This window comes from Bartonella rattimassiliensis 15908 (assembly GCF_000278215.1).
In the GTDB taxonomy this organism is placed as follows: Bacteria; Pseudomonadota; Alphaproteobacteria; order Rhizobiales; family Rhizobiaceae; genus Bartonella; species Bartonella rattimassiliensis.
In genome coordinates this window covers 60,369-83,743 of the sequence record NZ_JH725069.1, presented here as the reverse complement: position 1 = coordinate 83,743, position 23,375 = coordinate 60,369, and the positions used below count along the sequence as shown (strand labels likewise).

The window sequence follows — 23,375 nt, the reverse complement described above, 5'->3', positions numbered from 1 at the left end:
TATGCTGGTACAGCTTTCGATTCATAATATTGTTTTGATCGAAACGCTCGATATTCATTTTACAGCGGGGTTGACAGTTTTAACTGGAGAAACAGGCGCCGGGAAGTCTATACTCCTTGATGCTTTATCGCTTGCTTTGGGAGGACGAGGTGATGCTTCACTTGTGCGTCATGGTGCTGATCGTGGGCAGGTTACGGCTGTTTTTGATGTTCCTATTTCACATCCTGCACGTCAACTTATTCGCGAAAATGGTCTTGATGATGAGGGCGATATTATTTTACGACGTGTACAAGCAAGTGATGGACGTAGCCGTGTCTTTATTAATGATCAGGTTTCTAGTGTTGCATTGATGCGGAGTGTTGGCCGTCTGCTGGTCGAAATCCATGGACAACATGATGATCGTGCGCTTGTTGATGTTGCTACACATCGCCAATTATTAGATGCGTTTGGTGGGCTTGAGGTAGAAGTAGAAAATTTGCGCCAGTGTTATCATACATGGCGTGAATTTGAAGAGCGTTTGCAACAGCAGCGTCTTAAAGTAGAGAGCACTGTACGTGAGGTTGATTATCTTCGTGCATGTGTAGAGGAGCTTGAAAAACTTGATTTTCAAGTTGGTGAAGAGGTTGCTCTTTCTTGTCGTCGTGCCGATATGCTTAAATTAGAAAAAATAGCGACCGATATTAAAGAAGCCGATGATCTTTTAATGGGACAAAAATCGCCTATCCCTATGCTTTCTAATTTGGTGAGGCGTTTGGAGCGGAAAATTCCTGAAGCACAAGAGCTTATTGCACCAGTAGTAAAATCTATTGATGAGGCATTGCATGCACTTGCAACAGCACAAGAAGGTATTGAGGCGGCAATACGAGCATTGGAATTTGAACCTGATGAATTGGAAAGGATAGAAGAGCGTCTTTTTGCTCTTCGAGATTTTTCTCGTAAATATCAAGTTTCTGCCGATGAATTGGTTCAGTTACGTGATAAAATGGAGGCTGAACTGGCTGATTTTGAAGAGGCTCAGATCATATTAACACGTTTTGAAGATGAGGCAAAACAAGCACAAAAAAACTATGATTTGTTAGCACAAGCTTTGTCAATAAAACGTCAAGAAGTTGCGCAGCACTTGTCTGAAAGTGTGATGGCTGAATTGCCGGCACTGAAATTAGAGAGAGCGCAATTTATTATTGAAATGCAAAGTGATGCTGAAAGGCGCAGTGCAGAGGGATATGATCGTATTGAATATTGGGTTCAAACAAATCCTGGAACACGTGCGGGACCCATGCTTAGTGTAGCTTCTGGTGGTGAATTATCTCGTTTTTTGTTGGCATTAAAAGTTGTTTTATCCGATCGAGGATCCGCTCCAACACTGATTTTTGATGAAGTTGATACAGGCGTTGGGGGTGCTGTTGCAGCGGCTATTGGGCAACGGTTGCAACGTTTATCAGAACATATTCAGGTTTTTGCAATTACGCATGCACCGCAAGTTGCATCCAAAGCACATAGTCATTTTCTTATTTCGAAAATTGAGAGTCATGATAAAGGGCGCTTTGTGACGGCTATTCATAAAATAGAAGAGCAGGAACGTGCAGAAGAAATTGCTCGTATGTTGGCAGGAGAACAAATTACTGAAGAAGCACGTGCAGCAGCTCAAAAGCTTTTAGCATAAAGGTAATAGATCAGCAATAAAAATACTGGAAATATTTATTGTGATTCACTTTTATGACAAAACTTGAAAATCCTTAGGGTAGTAGCTCGTAGTTTGGAATAGATTTTATGAACAAAGATGCAGTTAAAAATCTTACAGCTGTTGAAGCACAAAGTGAATTAGAGTGGTTGGCAAAAGAAATTGCACGTCATGATGTGCTTTATAATCGTGATGATCAACCTGAGATTTCTGATGCAGAATATGATGCTTTACGCCGGCGTAATGCAGAACTTGAAGCTCTCTTTCCAGAGCTTATTCGTTTGGATTCTCCTTCACATAAAATTGGAGCACCGGTTTCTGAAAAATTTGAAAAATCTGTTCATGCGCAACCTATGCTTTCACTTGATAATGCATTTAGCTTTGAAGATGTGACTGAATTTGTTGAGCGTATTCGTCGTTTTTTACGGCTTCCAGAAACACAAGTGTTGGAAATAACAGCGGAGCCAAAAATTGATGGTTTATCGTTGTCTTTGCGTTACGAAAAGGGGCGACTTGTGCGTGCGGCAACGCGTGGTGATGGAACTGTTGGTGAAAATGTGACGGAAAATGCCCGAACAATTGCTGATATTCCACAAGTTTTGAAAGGTAACTTTCCTGAGATAATCGAGGTTCGCGGTGAAGTTTATATGGGGCGGGAAGATTTTCAAGCTCTTAATAGAAGACAACAAAAGAAGGGAAAATTAACCTTTGCTAATCCTCGAAATGCAGCAGCTGGTGCGCTTCGTCAGCTTGATTCACGGATAACTGCCAGCAGAAAGCTTCAGTTTTTTGCTTATGCTTGTGGTGAGGTGAGTGAAATATTTGCAGAAAGTCAAGTAGAGATGATGAAAAAGCTAAAGAAATATGGCTTTTTTATCAATCCATTAACAAAACTTTTTAAGACACTAGAAGAAATTATTTCCTATTATCGTGATATAGAAGAACGCCGTTATTCTTTAAGCTATGATATTGATGGAATTGTTTATAAGGTTAATGATTTGATGCTCCAAAAGCGTTTGGGGTTTGTTTCTCGTTCGCCGCGTTGGGCAATAGCGCATAAATTTCCAGCAGAAAAAGCGATGACGCTTTTGGAAGATATTGATGTTCAAGTCGGTCGAACGGGAGCTCTGACGCCTGTTGCACGTCTTACACCTATTACTGTTGGTGGGGTGGTAGTGACTAATGCTAGTTTGCATAATGAGGATTATATTAAGGGAATTGGCTATAAAGGAGAACCCATTCGTGAAGGTCGCGATATTCGTGTAGGAGATACTGTGATTGTGCAACGTGCTGGCGATGTAATTCCTCAAGTTATTGATGTTATTGTTGAAAAGCGTCCAAAAGATGCTGCTATTTTTATTTTTCCTCATTTGTGTCCAGCTTGTGGGAGTCATGCTGTTCGTGAAGATGGAGAAACAGTGCGTCGCTGTACTGGGGGGCTTATTTGTCCTGCTCAGGCGATTGAGCGTATTCGTCATTTTGTTGCGCGAAATGCCTTTGATATTGAGGGCTTGGGTAAAAAACAGGTAGAGTTTTTTTTCCATACTCAAGATGAGGCACTTTGGATTCATACACCAGCTGATATTTTTACTTTACAACGGCGCCAAGAAAAATCTTTGATACGTTTGGAAAATATGGAAGGGTTTGGTACTGTTTCAGTTCGGAAATTGTACGATGCCATTAATGCACGCCGCGAAATTCCTTTAAGCCGTTTTTTGTTTGCATTGGGAATTCGGCATGTTGGTGAGGTGAATGCGCGGCGTCTTGCACGAGCTTATCAAACTTATACAGCTTTTGAAAGAGCAGCTTTGGAAGCACTTATGCCATGTGAGAAGGAAAATAAAGAAGGCAATGAAGCTTGGTTGGAGCTTATCAATATTGAAGGAATTGGACCACAGGTAGGCAGCGCAATTGTTGATTTTTATAAAGAAGCGCATAACCATGAGGTTTTGTCTGTTTTGCTTGAAGAAGTGACACCTCTTGATGAGGCGCCTATCATGATAGCTTCTTCACCAATAGCGGAGAAGATTATTGTCTTTACAGGAACTTTGACGCGTATGTCGCGCGATGAAGCAAAAGCATTGGCAGAGCGATTAGGAGCTAAAACATCTGGTTCACTTTCTAAAAAAACAGATCTTTTGGTTGCAGGGGTTGGAGCCGGATCAAAATTGACTAAAGCTGAAAAATTAGGTGTTGAGGTTATCGATGAAGAGGCTTGGATACGCTTGATTGAGGGATATAATGCTTAAAGATGGGGCTTCTTCAAGAACAAACATACACTCGTGGTTCTCATGATTCATCGGGTGTAATTTGCTGATATTAAAAGTTAATGTGTGATTCTTCAGGAATCTCATCATTATTTTTTAGTGTTATAAAATATCATTCTTCAGGATGGTGATATAACGAAGGTTTTCATATAAAATAAGAGATATGATTGTTTAGTTGTTTATTATTGATGTGTTTAGTTCATAAAAGACTATTGATAATTATATATAACAAATAGCGATAAAGTTGCGGCTATATCTCATGATTTTATCTATACTGATCAGGCATCATTATATGGTATACATGACCAATTTCATTACAAAATTTTGGATATTCTCTAAGGCGTCTAGCACCGTAATTTTTTTCCTTATTACTTTTATCTCTCTCCAATTTCTCAGCACGGGAAATCTCATTTATTAAAGCTAGTATTTGGTATGAGAAAATTTCATAATCAAACAGCATTTGAGCGTACTTAAGCATTGGATCTTTAGAGTTTATAACTAAATTTTTTGCCCAAATGAAATCGTTTTCTTTCCAATTATAGTTAGAACGTAGCACCTGTACGTAAGTAGATAGAGATAGCGCTGGAAATCTCTCATTATAAATATTCTGCAATAAGTCCGCAAGACATGCGCACCAAACAATTTTTGCATGAATGTGTTTTATATTTTCAGGGACAAGTACTATTAGATCTCTATTAATAACATGATATACGCCATATTCCTTCGATTCTACATATACTTTTGCAATTTCTAAACGTTTATTGTATAGATCATAGTGATATTGCTCATTCACATACTGTTCATAAAGTTTATCGTATTCTTCTGAAGTGATTACTTGACTTTTAGAAAATGCAGAAATAGGAACCGGTTTAAATCCAGAAGTTTCTTTCAGTACAAAAGTTCCAATATAATATCCGCATAATAATATTAAGGAACAAAATAAGATGATACGCATTGTAATAACTATTTAATTGCTAAAATGACGGATAAGGGAACAGTATAAAATTATAAATATTACTTCCAAAATAAATAATGGCAGAAGTAGTGATATATGTTCTGCATTTTTGCAAATCCCCTAATTTCTATGTCATTTTTACCACTTCCTTTAGGTAAAAATACGTTTTGCGTAAAATACACTCCTATATCTGCTCGTTTGATAGAGCGATAAATGGAGACTATTCATATTATCACGCAATCGTTTTTTAGGAGATACAACTCAGGAAATAACACTGTCCTGCTGAATATTGAAAATAAAGTAAAGTCCTTTAACATAATATAATTATTATCATACTCCCCTTAAATTTTAATAAGTTAACCCTCTTTTCATAGCTGATTCTATTTAATTGTATCAATACGTGTTATTAAGGATTCTCTGTTATTGGAAATGGTTCAAAAATTTAAAGAAGATATAGATTATTATTGCAAAGCGATATGCAGAAATTTTGAATCTAAATTAAAAAGGTCACAATTGAGAATAAAAATACCATAATTAAGGCAATTATAGTTGACAAGATAAGCATGACGACGTGTAAGCGTATTCCATGCTATTCTATCTAGGTTAGTGTTTGCCGTATTAGCGAAAAACTTGAAGCATCTTTTAGAAATATTTTTTATATTTCCTGACGTAGATACATATTTTTCCCTTAAAAAGAGAAGTTTTTGTGTTTTGTAGAAAGAGTAAAAGTTATACGGTGATTGATTTAAATAGGCATAGTTGCTTCTTTTACCCATTTTTTATCTTCTTCATTAAGGTAAGGTGCACTCATTTGATAAACACGTGTATGGTAATCATTGAGCCATTGCCGTTCGTCTTGTGTCAAAAGTTCTGGAAGGATTAACTGTCGATCAATGGGGCAATGTGTGAGTGTTTCGAACGAGAGCATTTCTATATCTCCACCATCAATTTTTTGTGCTGGCTTCACAATCATCAAATTTTCAAGACGGATACCAAAAGCGCTTTCGCGGTAATATCCTGGTTCGTTTGAAAGAATCATACCAGGGATGAGTTCTTGGTATCCTTTGCGAGAAATATTTTGTGGACCTTCATGAACAGAGAGATAAGATCCAACCCCATGCCCTGTACCATGAGCATAATCAAAACCAGCCTTCCATAATGCAATGCGCGCTAGAACATCAATATCTTGTCCGCGTGTACCTTTTGGAAATCTTGCGGTTGAAAGTGCAATCATGCCTTTGAGAACAAGAGTAAAACAGCGTTTTTCTTCTTGCGCAATATTCCCAATTGCTATTGTGCGTGTGACGTCTGTTGTGCCATCACGATATTGTCCTCCTGAATCAACAAGGTAAAGTTCACCGGCATTCAAGTATTTATTTGTTTGTGTCGTTACACGATAATGAACAATAGCACCATTTTCCCCTGCTGCTGAGATTGTATCAAAAGACAGATCTTCAAGTTGTTCGCCCATTTCTTTTGCTGTCATTATGCGAAATTCTTCCAATTTTTGAGCAGCAGAAATTTCATTTATTGTTCCTAGTATTTGTTTATCTAACCAAGAAAAAAAACGGATTAAGGCGACACCGTCGCGCAGATGTGCTTTACGTGCGCCATTGAGTTCTGTGTCATTCTTAATGGCACGAGGTAGAGCCGCGGGATCAGTAAGTGCAATGAAAGAGCTGTTTTCTTCTTCAATAACAATTCGTAACTTTTCGCATGTGTGTTGTGGATCTAAGGCAAAAGATGCTCCTTTTTGCACATATTCTTTGATTGTGGGAATAAGCTGTTTTGGTTCATATAATCTTGCATAACGTTCTAGATATTGTTTTTGTTCTTCACCAAGTTTTCTGTTGTCAATGAATAAGGCTGGTGTTTCTTGGAGGGGAATGAGAGCAAAACAAAGGGAAAAAGGCGTATTGGAAACATCTTTGCCCCGTATATTGAATGTCCATGCAATAGAGGAGGGATCTGTAAAAATAAAGGCATCTGCATTGGCTTCTTGTATATCTTTGCAAATCAATGTGAGTTTTTCATCCGGATCGCATCCAGCATATTTGAATGGATGAATTGATAAGATGGATTGTGGTAATTGTGGTTGATTATGCCAAAGAAGATCAATGGGATTGGATTGAATTGCTATAAGTTTTCCACCTGCTTTAATTTCTAATGCGTTTCTCAATGTATCGGTAGCAGCAATGGTGTGAAGCCAGGGGTCAAAGCCAATAGAAAGTTTTTTTCCATTTGTTTCAAGCCATTGTGAAGGAGGACAGGTGATTAGATCTTCATAATCGAAAATATGCGAATTAGTTTGTTGGCGAACTTGAAGCTTATAGCGTCCATCTGTAAAGATAATGGCTTTGTTTTTTAAAATGAGTGCGATACCAGCTGAGCCAGTAAAACCTGTTAACCAGCTAAGACGTTGCGCATGAGGGGGAATATATTCTCCTTGATGTTCATCAGCATGTGGAACAAGAAAGCCATCGAGTCCAAGATTATCAAGTTCTTTATGAAGGGAGGCAATGCGTTCTAGAGCATGGGCTGGGTTTGTTGTTGTTTCAAAAGATTGATACATCACAACATCCTTTCCTTATTATTTTAGATGTATTGTAACCCATCCTTGACGGTGGTATGTTTCAATAGGTTTCAGCTTTTGTTTTACATAGGCTTTTAGAATATCGGCATGTTGTTCTTCAAGGATTCCAGAGAGTATGAGTGATCCGCCTTTTTGAAGCGCTTTTACCATCTCTTGGGAAAGTTCGATAAGAGGATTGGCAAGAATATTGGCAACAATAAGATCAAAGGGCGCACGTGAAGCAATTTGCTCGTGGGAAAAGCCTGTTGCTGTGACAGCTGTGATATATTCTTTTACGCCATTGAGTTGTATATTATGTTGTGTGACTTGAATAGCAATTGGATCAATGTCCGAGGCAAGTATGGTAATAGGTTTGAGCATTGCGATGCCAATGGCGAGAACCCCACTACCCGTACCAAGATCAAGCGCATTTTGTGGATTTTCATTTTCCATTACTTTGGCAATCATTTCTAAACAACCGGCTGTTGTTCCATGATGCCCTGTGCCGAAAGCTTGATTTGCTTCAATTTCAATAGGGAGAACATTTGTTGGGATAGCATTTCGGTTGTGACTTCCATGAAGGAAAAAGGGACCGGCATGTACAGGTTTTAGTCCCTCTAGACTTTTTTGTACCCAATCAATATTGGGTAAAACTTCTATATTAATTTTATCAGAATCTATAGAAAGAACGTTTGCGAAACGTTTTATTACGTTTTTTTGATTGTCTTGATCAACATAAAGTGAAAGTTCATATATAGAATTCTTTTCATCTATCTCTGCAAGAGCAAGGGGGTATCCTTCTTCGTCAAAAGCTGTTTCTAGCAGGGTATAAAACTGTTCTGCTTCACTTTTAAAAGCACTATAAAAGAGGCGAATTTGTTGCGACATACGCTTCTTTCTTTTGATCAATTTTTTTAGTTTGAGATGAGTTTTTTTAGCCGTTCAATGGCGATTTCATCTTTTAATTCGCTATCGTTTTCTTTCGTATCATAGGGGATAACACCTGCTAATTTTCCGCCTTTTTTGAGTAAAAAAATTGCTGCCGTATGATTATAAGTATAGTTTCCATTTTCCCCAGGAATTTTTTCAGCAACGATGTTGAAAGAATTGACCATTTTATGAACTTTTTCAGGATCGCCACTAATGCCAACAATTTTATTCGTAAAATTACTAAGATATTCATGAAGCATTTCTGGAGTATCACGTTCAGGATCAACAGTCACAAACCATTTTCCTAATTTATCAGCTTTAGGTCCAAGAGCTGTAAGCCATTGATCAAGATTGATCAGTGTGTTAGGACAGCTTTCAGGGCACATGGTGAAGCCGAAAAAAATTATTGAAGGCTTGCTTCGAATATCAGCTTCGGTAATAATTTCCCCATTTGAATTGATGAGAGTAAAGTTTTCACCTAAAGGCTTATTGATAAGTGTATCATAAATAAAAACGCCTGTAAGGAATACAACCGTTAGCCCTAAAATACGAATTACATTTTTCATAGCTTGTCTCTTTAAAAGTGTTAGAAAATTCTAGCATTGGCTGTTTTTTTTTGCAATATTTGTTTTGCAGTTAATTTTATTGGTTTGGTTAATATATTTTTCATAGCTATTTATGAAAGAATTGATGGAAAGTAATTGAATATTAGGAATGATCTTCGATTTTATGAAAGTAAACACGTATCCATCCGATGTGCGGACGCATGGTTGTAAATTGGGATGCTGTGTAGAGATTAATGAGTGGGTGATTTTGTGTGATATAAGGGGGGGGATTTTGCTTATTTAGAACGGAACAGTGAGATTTATTGAGAGCGATATCGGTTGTTTTTATTCTATTGCATTTCATGTATAGGTGAGGGCGTTAGAGCATCCCGTGGAGCGCATTTCAGCGCATGAAATAATTCATTGTTCAAATGAATATTTTCGTTATAAAGCACTAGATCATTCTTTGCATGAAAGATGTTGTATAAAACGTGTTCTTATTGGGCATGGTGTGTGGATTGGATATGGGGCGGTTATTATGCTTGGGGTGGCAGTTGGACATGGGGCAATTAATTGGAGCAAGTGCTGTAGTAACAAAATATGTTATGCCTTATACGATCGCTGTTGGTGTTCTTGCTAAATGGTTGTGGATGCATTTTCCCAGTACTATGATAGAATGTCTTTTAGATATGGCTTGGTGGGATCGATTGCTTGATAAAATTTATAACACGTTGCTTGATATGCAAAATTCACCCATCAAAGCCTTTGTTTGCAAATGAAAATGATATTCATAATCAAATAAACTGGCTTTTTGAAAAAACTGATTGTGGTTTGCTTTTTGTTAAGCTTTGTTTACAAAATTGTCCAAGACACGCTTTTCTCCGGCTTTTTCAAACATGATTGTTAATTTATGATCGTCTATTGCTGTAATATGACCATAACCAAATTTTATGTGAAAAATTCGGTCATTGACAGAAAAATCTGATTGTGCATGAGTGATTGATTGAGCGATAATTTTTCCTTCAATATTCTTATTTTTTTGTGCATGCCTTTGGTTTGGTGTTGCATAGTTATGATAAAAGGAATCCTGATGTTGAAAGGAAGATTTTCCATAACTGCCATAAGATGTTTCTATGGCTACGGCTTCTATATGTTTTGCTGGTAATTCATCTAGAAAACGGGAGGGAGAAGCAGATTGCCAAAGTCCGTGTACTCTGCGGTTGGATACAAACCATATATGCAGATATTTTTTTGCTCTTGTGAGTCCTACATAAGCGAGGCGTCGTTCTTCTTCTAATCCTGAACGTCCTCCTTCGTCTAATGAGCGTTGATGAGGAAAGAGTCCCTCTTCCCAACCTGGAAGAAAAACTGTTTCAAATTCAAGTCCTTTGGCTGAATGAAGGGTCATAATATTGACGGCATCCATATTTTCATTATTTTCCGTTTCCATGACGAGTGCAACATGTTCCAAAAAGCTTTGAAGATTTTCAAATTGTTCCATGGAACGAATCATTTCTTTAAGATTTTCTAGTCGTGTAGAAGCTTCTGGTGCGCGATCTTCTAACCACATGGCTGTATAACCAGAATCATCAAGGATGATTTCGGCAAGCTCTCTATGGGGAGTATCTTGAAGCATATTCTGCCAGCGTCGAAAGTTTTCAATGAGGCTTCGTAAAGCACTCCGTGTCTTAGGCTTTAGCTCATCTGTTTCAATGATGTCAGCAGCAGCAGAAAAGAGAGAAACAGCACGTGCACGTGCACTTTCATAAAGAATGCGCAGAGTTGCATCTCCTATGCCACGTTTGGGTGTATTAATAATACGTTCAAAAGCCAAATCATCAGCTGGTTGGATAACAACGCGTAAATAAGCCATGGCATCACGTATTTCCATTCGCTCATAAAAACGAGGACCTCCGATGACGCGGTAGTTAAGGCCAAGTGTTACAAAGCGATCTTCAAATTCACGCATTTGAAATGATGCCCGTACCAATATAGCCATATGATTTAATGCATGACCGGTTTGTTGTGCGCGTTCGATTTCTTCTCCGATTGCTCGTGCTTCTTCTGCCGAATCCCATGCTGAATGAATTTTTACTTTTTCTTCGTCACTTTTTATTTGAGCAGAAAAAAGAACTTTTCCCAGTCTCTCTTCATTATGAGCAATGAGATGGGAGGCGGCTTTAAGAATATGAGATGTTGAACGATAATTGCATTCTAGACGAATAATTTGAGCAGAAGGAAAATCTTTTTCAAAACGTAAGATGTTTTCAATTTTTGCACCACGCCATCTATAAATGGATTGATCATCATCACCTACACAACAAAGATTAACATGTTGACCTGGAGGATGTTGTGCCAAAAGACGAAGCCAAAGATATTGTGCTGTATTTGTATCTTGATATTCATCGACAAGAATATAGCGAAATTGAGAATGATATTCGCGAAGAATATCTGGATTATATTGGAAAATGGAGATAGAGTGAAGCAAAAGATCGCCAAAATCACAAGCATTAAGATCTTTTAATCGATTTTGGTAACTGCGATAAAGTTCCCGTCCCATGCCGTTGCCAAAGGAGTGAGCATCACTTTTTGAAATATGTTCGGGTGAAAGTCCTTGATTTTTCCAAGAATCAATCATCATGGCAAGGTTTCGTGCGGGCCAACGCTTATCATCTAATCCTTCAGCTTGAATAAGCTGTTTTAAGAGTCGAAGGACATCATCACTATCGAGAATTGTAAAATTTCTTTTTAAATCAACAAGCTCTGCGTGACGGCGTAAAATTTTAGCACCGATAGAATGAAAAGTTCCAAGCCAAGGCATTCCTTCAACAACTTCACCAATAAGTTCACCAATACGTATTTTCATTTCACGTGCTGCTTTGTTGGTGAAAGTGACAGAAAGTATTTGCTGAGGAGAGGCAAGTCCAGAGCGTAAAATGTGAGAAATACGGGTTGTTAAAACGCGTGTTTTTCCAGTACCTGCACCAGCAAGAACTAAAAGAGGTCCTTCGGTATTCATAACAGCTTGTTGCTGTTCTGGATTTAGCTGTTCTAAATAGTCAGCTTTATATGACTTTTGTTCTTTTAGTGTATGGGAAAAAAAAACAGAGCTCTTCTCATCATGGGCTGTGGCGGAATCTTCTTCAAAGAAAGGGATATGGTCAGAAAAATTACTCATTATACCTTTTTTTTAATCTTTTTTTCATTGAAGTTCTAGCTTAAAAAGCTTTTCTTTTAAAAGCCATAACAGTTTTGATTGAACGAGAGATAGGCTAAAGTAAAAGCAAATATTAAAAACGTTGAGTGAGAATATTTTGAAGTGCATACACGCGTAATGAGGATGAAAGATTGACTCCTTGTGGTCTTTTGCTATCAATATCGGTGATAATAAAGGCTAAAGATTGTTCTTTTTTGCGGGCTATATCTTTTAGAATATCTAAAAATGGTGGTTCTAAAGAGATGCTTGTTGCGTGTCCATCAATGCGGACAGATATCTTTTGTGGAATAACTCTTGACCAATCAATAGGATTATTGTCGTGCATTTCTTCCCCCTTATTCATCGTTTTGTAAACGATTTTGCTCAAGAAATTTTTGCGTTTTTAAAAATTTTTGTTGCTCAAAAAGTTTTTCAGTTTTTGTTCGTCCAAAACGATACCGATTTTGCTCAGCTCGAAGAGCTTTTTCTGAAAGCTTTTTTCGTTTTCGAAATTGGCGAAGATTAATCAATTCAGTCATGAGTAAGTTTATTTTTTCCGAAAAGAATCTAAAGAGACAACATCAGCACTTTGCTTTGTATCGTTATTCGAAGACCCTTTATTTGTACTGAGGTTTTGTTCTTTTGTAAGCGTATTTTCTTTTTTTTGTTTATTGGATAGAGTAATGGGCGTAGATGAGTTACTTTCTAAATTTTCACTTTCTCCAGAGGTAAGATTTGAGGGGAGATCAAATGCTGCTTCAAATGCTGCTACAGGATCATAAAAGACTTGGATGGATGTAAAAGGAATCACAAGCTTTTCAGTTATTTCCTTGAAAGAGAGGGTTACTTCGAAGGCAGTTTCTGAAACACTGAGATCTCTAAACTGATGTTGCAAGACGATAGTCATTTGCTCGGGATAGCGATTTTTTAGCCGAGGAGACATTTTAACGCCTGGGCTATTCGTTAAAAAAGTTATAAAAAAATGATGATTTCCTGGAAGACCGGCTTTGGCAACTTCCAATAAAACTTTACGGATAACTCCACGAAGCGCATCCTGAACGAGAATATCGTAACGGATTTGATCTTTAACCATTGAAGCTTATTCCTTTATATTTCACGTAGCAGAATGGGTCGTATTGATATTGTGTAATAGAATGCATTTCAAAATGAGCAGTATTTTATGATGATATACCTCAATGAATCGAAAAAACACAAAATTCTATTACAGATAATGTCTGATAATGTCTGAAAGATCAATCAATAACATTAAAAAAGTGAAGGCTTCTGTTGCCAGGTGCCTTCGAACCCCGCTTAAACCTGCGACGGTTTAAGAGTCAATTTGAAACATTCACACCACCTTACGCGGCGAGACGTGCTTCCGCATAGTTGTCATTTGCAACTATTCATTTAGTCCGATAACGGTGGTACAATACCGAGTAAAAGAGCGATCTTTACACCTTTGTCGATCCTGTTTCGCCCCCACCAAAATATAATTTTGATGGTTTATATTTTGGTGGAGGCGCCGGGTACCGCCCCCGGGTCCAATAGGTTTATTTCATCGTCCATTTATTACCATAGCTGGTAAGCCAGCCTTCTAAATATAGATGAAGAATAGTCTTAAGAAAAGGGGGGTTGTTAATATTTTTAGTCCTCTAATTATTTATGGAGCTATGTGACGCGGTTGTAAAGTATAGACCGTTCATTTTTGGAGAGGAGATGATGCAAAATGACAAGTAATTTAACAGATATTAAATTATATGACTCAAACCCCGATGAAGCAGCAGTAGAGAGACTTAGTCGTCGTTTAGCTTTGGTGATGAAGAAGCAGGATGCAGCGCTTGTTGCTACATCGGATCCAAAAGAGTTAGAGCGTGTTGAAAAATGGGTTCAAGATGTTTTAGAAACAGATGAGCAAAATACTAAAATGGCTGTTGCAAAAGTTGCAGAGATGATGTCTGGAGAGCGTAGAAAAAGTCGTTTGACTTTTTATTATTTAGTTGCTAAACAGCTTAATGCACTCCATAAAATTTAAACAATATTAAATTTGTGATAATGATAAAAAAGCCTGATTTATTGGGCTTTTTCGTTTATAGAGGGGGGGTAATGTTTTTCATCATCTTAGAGGTATCTTCCTTTGCGCATATTTGGGACGCAGAGAAGCGCAATGAATGCCGTGATAATCACGATGATCATGGAAAAATAAAAGAGTGATTCATACCTATATTTTTTAAATCTAAGTGCAATGTATTCAGCAGAACCACCTAATAAAGCGTTACCAATAGCATGAGAAATTCTAAACTGAATGTGCGTATGGAAGAGAGAAACAGGGCTGATTTTGCTACATCGTAGATAAATGTATACATGCTCATAATTAAGAGCAAGCCAATGATGACGAATAAGGCAATCCATATACTATGGATGTTATCAGATTTTTTGGAGTTTAGGAAATGTAAAGATAGTAGAGAGTATACTCCAAATGATGAGGAAAGTTTTTGTCCTAATTTTATCGACGATGATACCTGCTGCGGGTTGAAATAGGATGAAAATAAACAGGGCAGTTGTCATAATTGTTGTTGCGGTATGTTTATTAAAGCCGGTGGTTGTGACCAGATATTTCTGCATATAGGTCGTAAAGGTGTAAAATGTGAATGATCATTCTGATGCAAAGCAAGCAATTACAACAACGGCTTTTGTATGTTTGGTGAGAAGTTCTCTTAGACTACCAACATGTTGTTTAGAACGGCTTTTTAGAGGTTGTTGTTTCGTGGAGCAAACTATGCAGATAAATTGAAACGATTGCTCAAAACCATTAATGACAATAGGTATACGCTATTCCCACGTTTTTAACTGATCTTCCGTAAGGTAAATGGCTAAAATAAATATTATAAAATTTGCGATAAGTTGACCTGAGATTGTTGTTGCATATCGAAAAGAAGTAAAGAAAAGAGTCCACGACGATTTTTAGGCTCAACTTCATTCATATAAGTGGCTACTCTATACCATATTCATTACCAACGGAAAGTTCTTAAAACAGACGGACCAAAAGGAGAAGAAATGCTGCTGTTATTTCCAAGGTTTTGTAAGTGTGAATTGTGGTAACGAGAAAAGAGCTATCACACATCATAAAGACAAAAATAAGCATTGAGCGTTTACGTCCATAGCGAGCAGCAATAAAGCCAAAGAGCCATTCTCCAATTGGACGTATCAGAAAGCTAATAATAAAGATTCCTGCTGTTTTTAACAATTGTGTAATGATATCTTCATCTTCTGAGCGTGTTTATAAAGATAGGATACTCTTTAGTTTATATATTTGATATTATTGTATATTACATATGAGGTTTATCTGTGAGTCAAAATACTTTTTATGAACCATCTTAAATGTTAAGGAGGAAGGCAACATTAAGAGCTCATCAAATACTATCATGGTAACAGTTTGCACTTTAGATTAAGCATAAAGATGGTAATGCACAATGTTTATACTTTACGGAATTTTTACGTTATGTCATTCACGGGCATTGTTGTGAAATGGATTTGATGTATTGAGAAATATCTTAGAAAAAGTGAGAGAATTCATATCATGAGAGTGTTTTTTGTTTTGTATAAGGGGTCCATTGAAGAATGTATTAAATAAAGAATGAAGTAGTCTGTAATTTTCTATTATTGATAAAATTTCTTGAAAGATAATCGTTTTGCTTCTATTTCGATGAGGAATGGAAGTACTAAAGTGAATCAAAAGTTTTCTATTTTCAGTACACCAGATTCAGCAAAAGAAGCATTTATTATATAATAATTTAAAGCCGTTTAATTTTTATAAACGGTATATGCAGGAGAGAAAATTTTTTCTTTAAAGTGTTTGAGGAAATAAAAAGAATTGTTGCTTTAAAACTCTATAGGGTGAATATAAAAAAGCCCAGTATTCTGGGCTTTTTTGTTAATATCAAAAGTTAATGAATATCGTCTCCTTGTAAATATCCCTTTTTACGAGCATCTGGCATTAAGAGAATTGCGATGAAAGCAATGATCATTATGCCGATTATGTAAAAATGGAACAGAGATTCATATCCATGTTTTTTAAATTGAAGTGCTACAGTTTCAGCAGAGCCGCCGAAGAGTGCATTTGCGATAGCATAAGAAAGCCCAACTCCCATAGCGCGTACTGAAGCAGGAAACATTTCTGCTTTTACGATACCAGAAATAGATGTATAAAAACTCAAAATACACAGCATTCCAATAATGATTAAGAGTGCAATCCAAGTGTTATCGGTACTACCAATGATTCTGAGTCCTGGAACGATAAAGATGATGGAGAGGGTACTCCAAATAAGCAGTGGAGTTTTTGTGCCAATTTTATCTGCTAGAGAACCAAAGAGGGGTTGAAGTAACATAAAAACAAATAGTGCAGCAGTCATTATTGTATTGGCAGTGGGTTTATCAAATTGGGTCGTCGTGATCAGATATTTTTGCATATAGGTGGTGCTGGTATAAAATATAAGTGATCCTCCAGCCGTAAAACCTATAACCAAAAAGAATGCTTTTCCATGATTACGTAGAAGCTCTTTAAGATTACCAGTATGTTGTTGAGAGCGGCTCTCTTTTGTGGTTGTTTCATGCAGAGAACGACGCAAATAAATTGCCACAATTGCGCCACATCCACCAATCACAAAAGGAATACGCCATCCCCATGCCTTTAACTGATTTTCTGTGAGATAGAGGGCAAGAATAAACATAACCAGACTTGCAAGAAGTTGACCACCAATAAGTGTAGCGTATTGGAAGGAGCTAAAAAAACCACGACGTTTTTTAAGAGCAATTTCACTCATATAAGTTGCTGTGGTGCCATATTCACCACCAACGGAAAGTCCTTGAATCATACGAAGTAAAACGAGTAAAACTGCTGCTGTCGTTCCAATTGTTTCATAGGTAGGAAGGAGGGCAATAAGGAAAGAACCGCTACACATCATAAAAACAGAAATCAGTAAAGAGCGTTTACGTCCATAACGATCCGCAATAAAACCAAAAAGCCAGCCACCAATTGGACGCATAAGAAAGCCAATAAAAAAGGCAATGGAAGATTTTAAAAGTTCGGTAACAACATCTCCATCAGAAGGAAAAAACTGTGAGGAAAAATAAATAGATGTAAAAGAATAAACATAAAAATCATACCATTCCACCAGATTACCTGATGCACTCGATATGATCGAAAGAACACGTTTTCTTGTATCATGTGGTGCTAAAGATTCTTGTTTTTCCATAGTTAATCCCTTTTTTACGTTCATCCATCTTTATTCATTATTCCTCTATGTTCTTTTCTTAAGAAGCTGTCTATAGTATTTTATCTTTTGTATCAAAATTTTAATCAGATCATGATAATTTCTTGTGTAATATGTTTACGGAAAAAGATTTGAGTTATATTTATATAGCTTTACAGTTTTTATTTTCTATAATTAGAAGAATCAGACATAATGGCCATATGAAATCGTATTTGACTCTTTTATCCCATGTTTTAAACCAAGGTATTGATCGTACAGATCGAACGGGCGTTGGAACTCGGTCTATTTTCGGGTATCAGATGCGCTTTGATTTACAAATGGGATTTCCATTGTTGACAACAAAGAAATTGCATTTACGTTCAATTATTTATGAACTTTTGTGGTTTCTTAGAGGTGAAACAAATATCGCGTGGTTGAAGGAGCATAATGTATCGATTTGGGATGAATGGGCTGATGAAGAAGGAGATCTTGGTCCTATTTATGGTTATCAATGGCGTTCTTGGCCTGCTCCTGATGGACGTCATATCGATCAGATTGAAAATCTTTTAACGATGATTAAGAAAACGCCAAATTCTCGTCGCTTGATTGTAGCAGCTTGGAATCCTGCATTAATAGAGGAAATGGCTTTGCCTCCTTGCCATTGTTTTTTCCAATTTTACATTGCTGAGGGTAAATTATCCTGTCAGCTTTATCAGCGTTCGGCAGATATTTTTTTAGGTGTTCCATTCAATATTGCGTCCTACGCATTGTTAACGATGATGGTTGCGCAAGTAAGTGGCCTTAAAGCAGGTGAGTTTATTCATACTCTAGGGGATGCTCACCTTTATTCTAATCATTTTGAACAGGCAAAATGTCAATTGTCACGTATACCAAATTCTTTGCCATATATGCGCATAAATCCGACAGTAAAAGATCTTTTTTCTTTTCAATTTAAGGATTTTGAATTGCTTAATTATGAAGCACATCCCCATATTAAAGCGCCGGTAGCGATATGACGATTTCCATTTGTTTAATTGCTGCTGTTGCAGAAAATGGTGTTATCGGTCGTGAAGGTGCTATGCCTTGGTATTTATCAACAGATTTGAAACGCTTTAAAGCTTTGACGTTGGGTAAGCCTATTATTATGGGGCGGAAAACTTGGGATTCTCTTGGAAAACCTTTACCAGGGCGTACAAATATCGTCATTACACGTAATTATACCTTCAAGGTTGAAGAGGCTATTGTTGCTCACTCTTTGCCGGAGGCTTGTTCTCTTGCAACAAGCATTGCTTCCCAAAATGATGTAGAGGAAATTTTTATTATTGGTGGTGGTGAAATTTTTCAGCAAGGATTGCATATGGCTGATAAAATATTCCTTACAGAAGTTTTAACTTCTATGAAAGGTGATAGTTTTTTTCCTGTTTTTGATAAAGAAAAATGGACTATTGTGCAAACACAAGATATTCCAAAAGGGGATAAAGATAATCATCAAACACGTTTTGTTGTTTATGAGCGGAAATGATTTTTTGTGATATTTAAAGTGTAAGAGTTTATCAGTTGCATAGTAGCGAGATAAAGAAACCCTATAAGATTTAAATGAATGGTTAATATTTGATGAATGGTAATGAGTTAAAGAGGTGGTAATGCCCTGGACAAATCAAAATGGTGGTGGCCCTTGGAGTGGCGATAAAAATAAAAACAGTGGTGACAAAAAAACATCTCCTAAGAATCTTTTTGGTTCTGGGGGGGAAAATGGTCCCAATCTTGATGATATTTTGCGTAAAGGGCAGCAACAATTTAAACAATTTAGTAGAGAGGGATTTTTTGTTTTGTTCCTTCTGCTTGTTGTGTGTTTTTTTCTCTATCAGTCACTTTATATTGTCCAACAAAATGAGCAAGCAGTAGAATTGCGTTTCGGTGTGCCTAAGGAGGAAGTTATCGGTGATGGGTTGCATTTTCACTTTTGGCCAATTGAGACCTATATGAAGGTGCCTTTGACTGAAAAAACAATCGCGATTGGTGGGCAACCTGGACAAAGACAGCAAAGTGAAGGTTTAATGCTGTCTAGTGATCAAAATATTGTTAATGTCAATTTTTCTGTTTACTATCGCATTTCACATCCAGGACAATTTTTATTTAATGTGAATGATCAAGAAGGAACGGTTCGTCAGGTTGCTGAAAGTGCAATGCGAGAGGTCATTGGTTCAAGACCTGTTGATGATGTTTTACGCGATAAAAAAGAAGAAGTTGCTAACGATGTGAGAAAGATTACCCAGTTGACTGTCGATAAATATCAGCTCGGTGTCGAAATAAGTCGTGTATCGATCAGTGAAGCTGCTCCTCCGACTAAGGTTGCTGCTGCGTTTAATTCTGTTCAGCAGGCAGAACAAGAACGCGGGAGAATGATTGAAGAAGGAAATCGTGTGCGTTTTACGAAAATTGGTTTAGCAAATGGTGAAGCTTCCCGTACACGGGAAATCGCAAAAGGTGAAAAAGCACAAATGGTTGAAGAGGCAACAGGTCGTGCTGAACGTTTTCAAGCTATAGCACGTGAGGCTGCTATTTCCCCAGAGGCTGCACGTTATCGCCTTTATATGGAGACGATGGGGCGTATCTTCTCTTCACCAAATAAATTGCTTCTCGATCAAATTAATTCTCCAATGGTGCCGTATCTTCCTTTGAACGAATTGCTGCATAACAATTTATCAGAAAAAGTAAAAAAACCATCAGCACGTTCTACATCGTTCTTGGATTCTCATATTTCTGGAGGTCGCTAATAATGCAGCAGTCTCGTTTTTTGTTTATTTTTAGTAGCCTAACGGTTCTTTTAATCATTTTATGGACGTCACTTTTTATTGTTTATCCTCGTCAACAAGTGGCAATTAAGCGTTTTGGACAAATCGTTAAGGTAGAGTCTAACCCTGGAATTTATGTGAAAATGCCCTTTGTGGATAAGATGATTGTAGTGGATAATCGGTTGTTGCGTTACGATGTTCCTACGCAATCTGTGCAAGTTAGTGGTGGTGCTTATTATGAGGTGGATGCGTTCTTTATTTATCGTATTACGGATCCAAAAATGTTTTTACAACGTATTGCATCAGGGCGTCCACAAATTGCAGCACGTGAAAATCTTGCTCCCCGTTTTATTGATGCTTTGCGCGCTGTTTATGGTAAGCGAGAATTTAAAGCAGCCTTATCAGATGAGCGAGGTGCGATGATGGCTGAGGTGCAACGGCAATTTTCGATAGATGCAGGTTCCCTGGGTATTACTATTGTTGATGTACGTATTCGAAAAACTGATTTAACCGATGCTGTTTCAGAAGATGTTTATCGACAAATGGCTGCTGAACGGGAAGCTGCTGCAGAAAATATTCGGGCGCGTGGGCAACAAGAACGAGATCGTATCGTAGCAGAAGCAAATCGTGAATATGAAGAGATTGTGGCAGCTGCAAAGCGTGATGCTGAAATTACTCGGGGTGAAGGACAGGCTGAAAGCATTCGTATTTTATTGAATGCACGGGAAGCTAATCCATCTTTTTATGACTTTTGGTTAGCAATGGAACAGTATAAGAATTTAGAAAAAATGCCGATGGTCATTTCGCCAAATGAAGATTTCTTTTTCTATTTTCGAAATTCCTTGCAAGCAAAGGAAAAACTTTCATCAACAATGAGTCCTAGTTTGAGCAAAACTGATTCAAAATCCGCTGGGGAATAGATGAAACCGATATATTGAGGATACTATTTCGTATAAGGAGTATGTTCTATAGCTGCTTATTTTTATGATGAATGTAAGAATATGCTAAGTCATACTGATTTTGTATAATAATTTATATAATAAATTGAGTAAGGCTTTTTACGGCTTTGATTAAATGCATGTCATGGATAGAAGTGTCGTGAGTAAAAATACGTTTTTAAAGTCTTTTATTACAAAAGTTGTTTTTTGTGGGATTTTTTTTCTATCAGGATCAGCGAGTTTTTCTTGGGGTGCAGAAACAAGTAAGGTACTGCTTTCTATTCCTGATTTAGCTTCTGAGCTTTTGGAGACTGTTGTAAATATTTCTACGGCACAGACTGTTGAAGGAACAGAACAGGATGAAAATGCTTCCGTACCCGTTATCCCAAAAAATTCATTGTTGGAGGAATATTTTAGCGACTTTTTTACACCAAAAGATGGTCAGAAAGATGGCCAATTCCAAAAGGTGCGTTCTTTGGGATCTGGTTTTGTAATTGATGCACAAAAAGGGATTATTGTTACAAATTATCATGTTATCGTTGATGCTGATGATATTGAAGTTAATTTTACGGATGGTACAAAATTAAAGGCAAAGCTTCTTGGTAAGGATAGCAAAACTGATTTGGCATTGCTTCAAGTTGATGCAGGAAATAAAAAATTGAAAGCTGTGCGTTTTGGTGACTCAAAAAAGGCGCGTATTGGTGATTGGGTGATGGCTATTGGTAACCCTTATGGTTTTGGTGGGAGTGTGACGGTTGGCATTATTTCTGCACGTAACCGTGATCTTAATGCTGGTCCCTATGATAATTTTATTCAAACAGATGCAGCGATTAATCGGGGCAATTCTGGTGGTCCGTTATTTGATAGAAATGGTGAAGTTATTGGCATTAATACAGCAATTGTTTCACCTTCTGGAGGATCTATAGGTATTGGGTTTGCTATTCCATCAGATATGGCTCTTTCTGTTATTAATCAATTGCGTGATTTTGGAGAAATAAGGCGTGGTTGGTTAGCTATTCGTATTCAGCCAGTGACAGAGGATATTGCAAAAAGTTTAAAACTGAATAATGCTGTAGGAGCATTGGTGGCTGGTAAAATAGAGCATACGGAAGAAAATAATGTCGATAATAGCCAGTTGCAAACTGGAGATGTTATTCTTTCTTTTGGGAATTCTAAAATTAAGCATGCGCGTGATTTGCCGCGTTTAGTTGCAGAGAGCTCAGAAGGAAAGGTGATGGAAGTTACTATTTTACGAAATGGGCAAGAAAAAACAGTACAAGTGAAGCTTGGACGTTTGATTGAAACAGATGCAAATGAAGATACAGAAGAAGGTGTTGATAATAAAAAAAACAATGATCTGTCGAAAAACATGACAATGCAATTTGTGGGAATGACCTTATCTGAACTCACAGAGGATTTGCGGCATCGTTATTCAATTTCAGATAAGCTTCAAGGATTGGTGGTGACATCTGTTACACAAAATAGTGCAGCGGATAAAAAGCGTATTCGCGTTGGTGAAGTGATTGTTGATATCAATCAAAGTTCTGTCACAACAATTGATGAGGTTAAAAAACGTATTCATAAATTACGTGAAGCTGGACGCAAAAATGCTCTATTTATCGTAGCGCGTCCAGATGGAGAGTTACGATTCGTAACGATCCTAATGGATTGATGTTTGAAAATTAGATTTTTATTTTTTATCAGGCTTAATATATGGGTATTTTGCAATTCAGGCATGTAATCTCTAATATTTAGGATCATTTCACAATAGAATATGGATTGTGTAACATAAAATCCATTGGAAACTATTGTATTTTTACGCTGAATAAAAAGAAAAGTTGGCACCGCTATAGTATTGGCACTGTACAGTATTTGCCATTTCTCAATCTTGCCAACAGCTTAGGCTTTTAAATGCTGTATAAGAGATATTTGTACACCTTTCTTCAGTCGATTTTCCTCTTTGTTTTTGATGTGCAAATCAATGGTATTGATATGATATTTTATGAGAAGGAAAAAATAAAGAAATCATAGGAAATTGGTGACTCTCAATTAAATTGCAAAATGCCATTATAATAATGTGTTACCCAATGGGATTTTCAACATCGTGCTATAGACAACGTTTTTTTACTTCAGTTTGAAAAAGTCATCCTGAAAAAAGAATCATATTATCCCTCAATAAGTTATATATTTATACCTTTCTTAGTGATGAATGAAAAAACAGTGATAAAAACAAGAGCATGAAGAAGA

18 protein-coding genes, 1 other RNA gene and 1 pseudogene are annotated in these 23,375 nt (G+C 37.1%); 9 read left to right on the top strand and 11 right to left on the bottom strand.

All coding sequences use genetic code 11. The annotated features are described in order from the left end of the window. Position 1 precedes the first annotated feature (1 nt). Together recN and ligA are read left to right on the top strand one after the other, a co-directional pair. Entirely contained in the window at positions 2–1,663 is a 1,662-nt protein-coding gene (recN, locus tag MCY_RS07775; protein ID WP_007347822.1) for a DNA repair protein RecN, read from the top strand. Between the two features lie 107 nt (positions 1,664–1,770). After that, positions 1,771–3,930 carry an NAD-dependent DNA ligase LigA gene (ligA, locus tag MCY_RS07770; protein ID WP_007347821.1) on the top strand — a complete coding sequence of 720 codons (2,160 nt, stop codon included), beginning with the start codon at positions 1,771–1,773 and terminating at the stop codon, positions 3,928–3,930. A 283-nt stretch (positions 3,931–4,213) separates the two neighbouring features. On the opposite strand, the gene MCY_RS07765 is transcribed toward ligA, so the two are convergent. The 4 genes from MCY_RS07765 to MCY_RS07750 all read right to left on the bottom strand — a co-directional run bounded on the left by MCY_RS07765 (position 4,214) and on the right by MCY_RS07750 (position 8,971). Beyond that, positions 4,214–4,903, bottom strand: coding sequence for a hypothetical protein (locus MCY_RS07765; RefSeq protein ID WP_007347820.1), 690 nt, complete (start codon positions 4,901–4,903; stop codon positions 4,214–4,216). 745 nt (positions 4,904–5,648) lie between these two features. Beyond that, positions 5,649–7,475, bottom strand: a complete 1,827-nt coding sequence (locus MCY_RS07760) for an aminopeptidase P family protein (protein ID WP_007347818.1) — start codon at positions 7,473–7,475, stop codon at positions 5,649–5,651. An 18-nt stretch (positions 7,476–7,493) separates the two neighbouring features. Next, the gene (locus tag MCY_RS07755; RefSeq protein WP_007347817.1) at positions 7,494–8,363 is read right to left on the bottom strand and encodes a 50S ribosomal protein L11 methyltransferase; all 870 of its coding nucleotides are present in this window, start codon (positions 8,361–8,363) and stop codon (positions 7,494–7,496) included. 26 nt (positions 8,364–8,389) lie between these two features. Continuing rightward, the gene (locus tag MCY_RS07750; RefSeq protein WP_007347816.1) at positions 8,390–8,971 is read right to left on the bottom strand and encodes an SCO family protein; all 582 of its coding nucleotides are present in this window, start codon (positions 8,969–8,971) and stop codon (positions 8,390–8,392) included. 539 nt (positions 8,972–9,510) lie between these two features. Here MCY_RS07750 and MCY_RS10105 point away from each other — a divergent pair. Next, positions 9,511–9,729, top strand: coding sequence for an LbetaH domain-containing protein (locus tag MCY_RS10105; protein ID WP_007347815.1), 219 nt, complete (start codon positions 9,511–9,513; stop codon positions 9,727–9,729). 62 nt (positions 9,730–9,791) lie between these two features. Here the strand turns inward: MCY_RS10105 and MCY_RS07740 are convergent, their stop codons facing one another. The 5 genes from MCY_RS07740 to ssrA all read right to left on the bottom strand — a co-directional run bounded on the left by MCY_RS07740 (position 9,792) and on the right by ssrA (position 13,776). After that, positions 9,792–12,128 carry an ATP-dependent helicase gene (locus MCY_RS07740; RefSeq protein WP_007347814.1) on the bottom strand — a complete coding sequence of 779 codons (2,337 nt, stop codon included), beginning with the start codon at positions 12,126–12,128 and terminating at the stop codon, positions 9,792–9,794. Positions 12,129–12,240: 112 nt separating this feature from the next. Then, positions 12,241–12,492, bottom strand: a complete 252-nt coding sequence (locus MCY_RS07735) for a ribbon-helix-helix domain-containing protein (protein ID WP_007347813.1) — start codon at positions 12,490–12,492, stop codon at positions 12,241–12,243. Positions 12,493–12,502: 10 nt separating this feature from the next. After that, entirely contained in the window at positions 12,503–12,685 is a 183-nt protein-coding gene (locus MCY_RS07730; protein ID WP_007347812.1) for a DUF4169 family protein, read from the bottom strand. An 8-nt stretch (positions 12,686–12,693) separates the two neighbouring features. Then, positions 12,694–13,239 (bottom strand): SspB family protein, encoded by a 546-nt coding sequence (locus tag MCY_RS07725; protein WP_007347811.1) that lies wholly within the window; start codon positions 13,237–13,239, stop codon positions 12,694–12,696. Positions 13,240–13,419: 180 nt separating this feature from the next. Beyond that, positions 13,420–13,776: a transfer-messenger RNA gene (ssrA, locus tag MCY_RS09215) on the bottom strand. Positions 13,777–13,872: 96 nt separating this feature from the next. Between ssrA and MCY_RS07720 the strand changes: the two genes are divergently transcribed. Further along, positions 13,873–14,178, top strand: coding sequence for a DUF2853 family protein (locus MCY_RS07720; RefSeq protein WP_007347810.1), 306 nt, complete (start codon positions 13,873–13,875; stop codon positions 14,176–14,178). Positions 14,179–14,264: 86 nt separating this feature from the next. On the opposite strand, the pseudogene MCY_RS09505 reads toward MCY_RS07720, so the two are convergent. Continuing rightward, positions 14,265–15,411 (bottom strand): annotated as a pseudogene (locus MCY_RS09505) (MFS transporter); the annotation flags it as partial. Positions 15,412–16,090: 679 nt separating this feature from the next. Continuing rightward, entirely contained in the window at positions 16,091–17,398 is a 1,308-nt protein-coding gene (locus MCY_RS07710; RefSeq protein WP_007347808.1) for an MFS family transporter, read from the bottom strand. Between the two features lie 218 nt (positions 17,399–17,616). On the opposite strand from MCY_RS07710, the gene MCY_RS07705 reads away from it, so the two are divergent. From MCY_RS07705 to MCY_RS07685, 5 genes are all read left to right on the top strand, one after another. Continuing rightward, positions 17,617–18,411: a thymidylate synthase gene (locus MCY_RS07705; protein ID WP_019224421.1), complete on the top strand. Its 795-nt coding sequence runs from the start codon at positions 17,617–17,619 to the stop codon at positions 18,409–18,411. Next, positions 18,408–18,917 (top strand): dihydrofolate reductase, encoded by a 510-nt coding sequence (locus tag MCY_RS07700; RefSeq protein ID WP_007347806.1) that lies wholly within the window; start codon positions 18,408–18,410, stop codon positions 18,915–18,917. The genes MCY_RS07705 and MCY_RS07700 overlap by 4 nt, the downstream gene beginning before the upstream one ends. A gap of 121 nt (positions 18,918–19,038) precedes the next feature. Beyond that, positions 19,039–20,172, top strand: coding sequence for an FtsH protease activity modulator HflK (gene hflK / locus MCY_RS07695; RefSeq protein ID WP_007347805.1), 1,134 nt, complete (start codon positions 19,039–19,041; stop codon positions 20,170–20,172). A gap of 2 nt (positions 20,173–20,174) precedes the next feature. Beyond that, positions 20,175–21,110 (top strand): protease modulator HflC, encoded by a 936-nt coding sequence (gene hflC, locus MCY_RS07690; RefSeq protein ID WP_007347804.1) that lies wholly within the window; start codon positions 20,175–20,177, stop codon positions 21,108–21,110. Between the two features lie 163 nt (positions 21,111–21,273). After that, a complete protein-coding gene (locus MCY_RS07685; protein ID WP_026088031.1) occupies positions 21,274–22,800 on the top strand; it encodes a Do family serine endopeptidase in 1,527 nt (508 codons plus the stop codon). Positions 22,801–23,375: the final 575 nt, after the last annotated feature.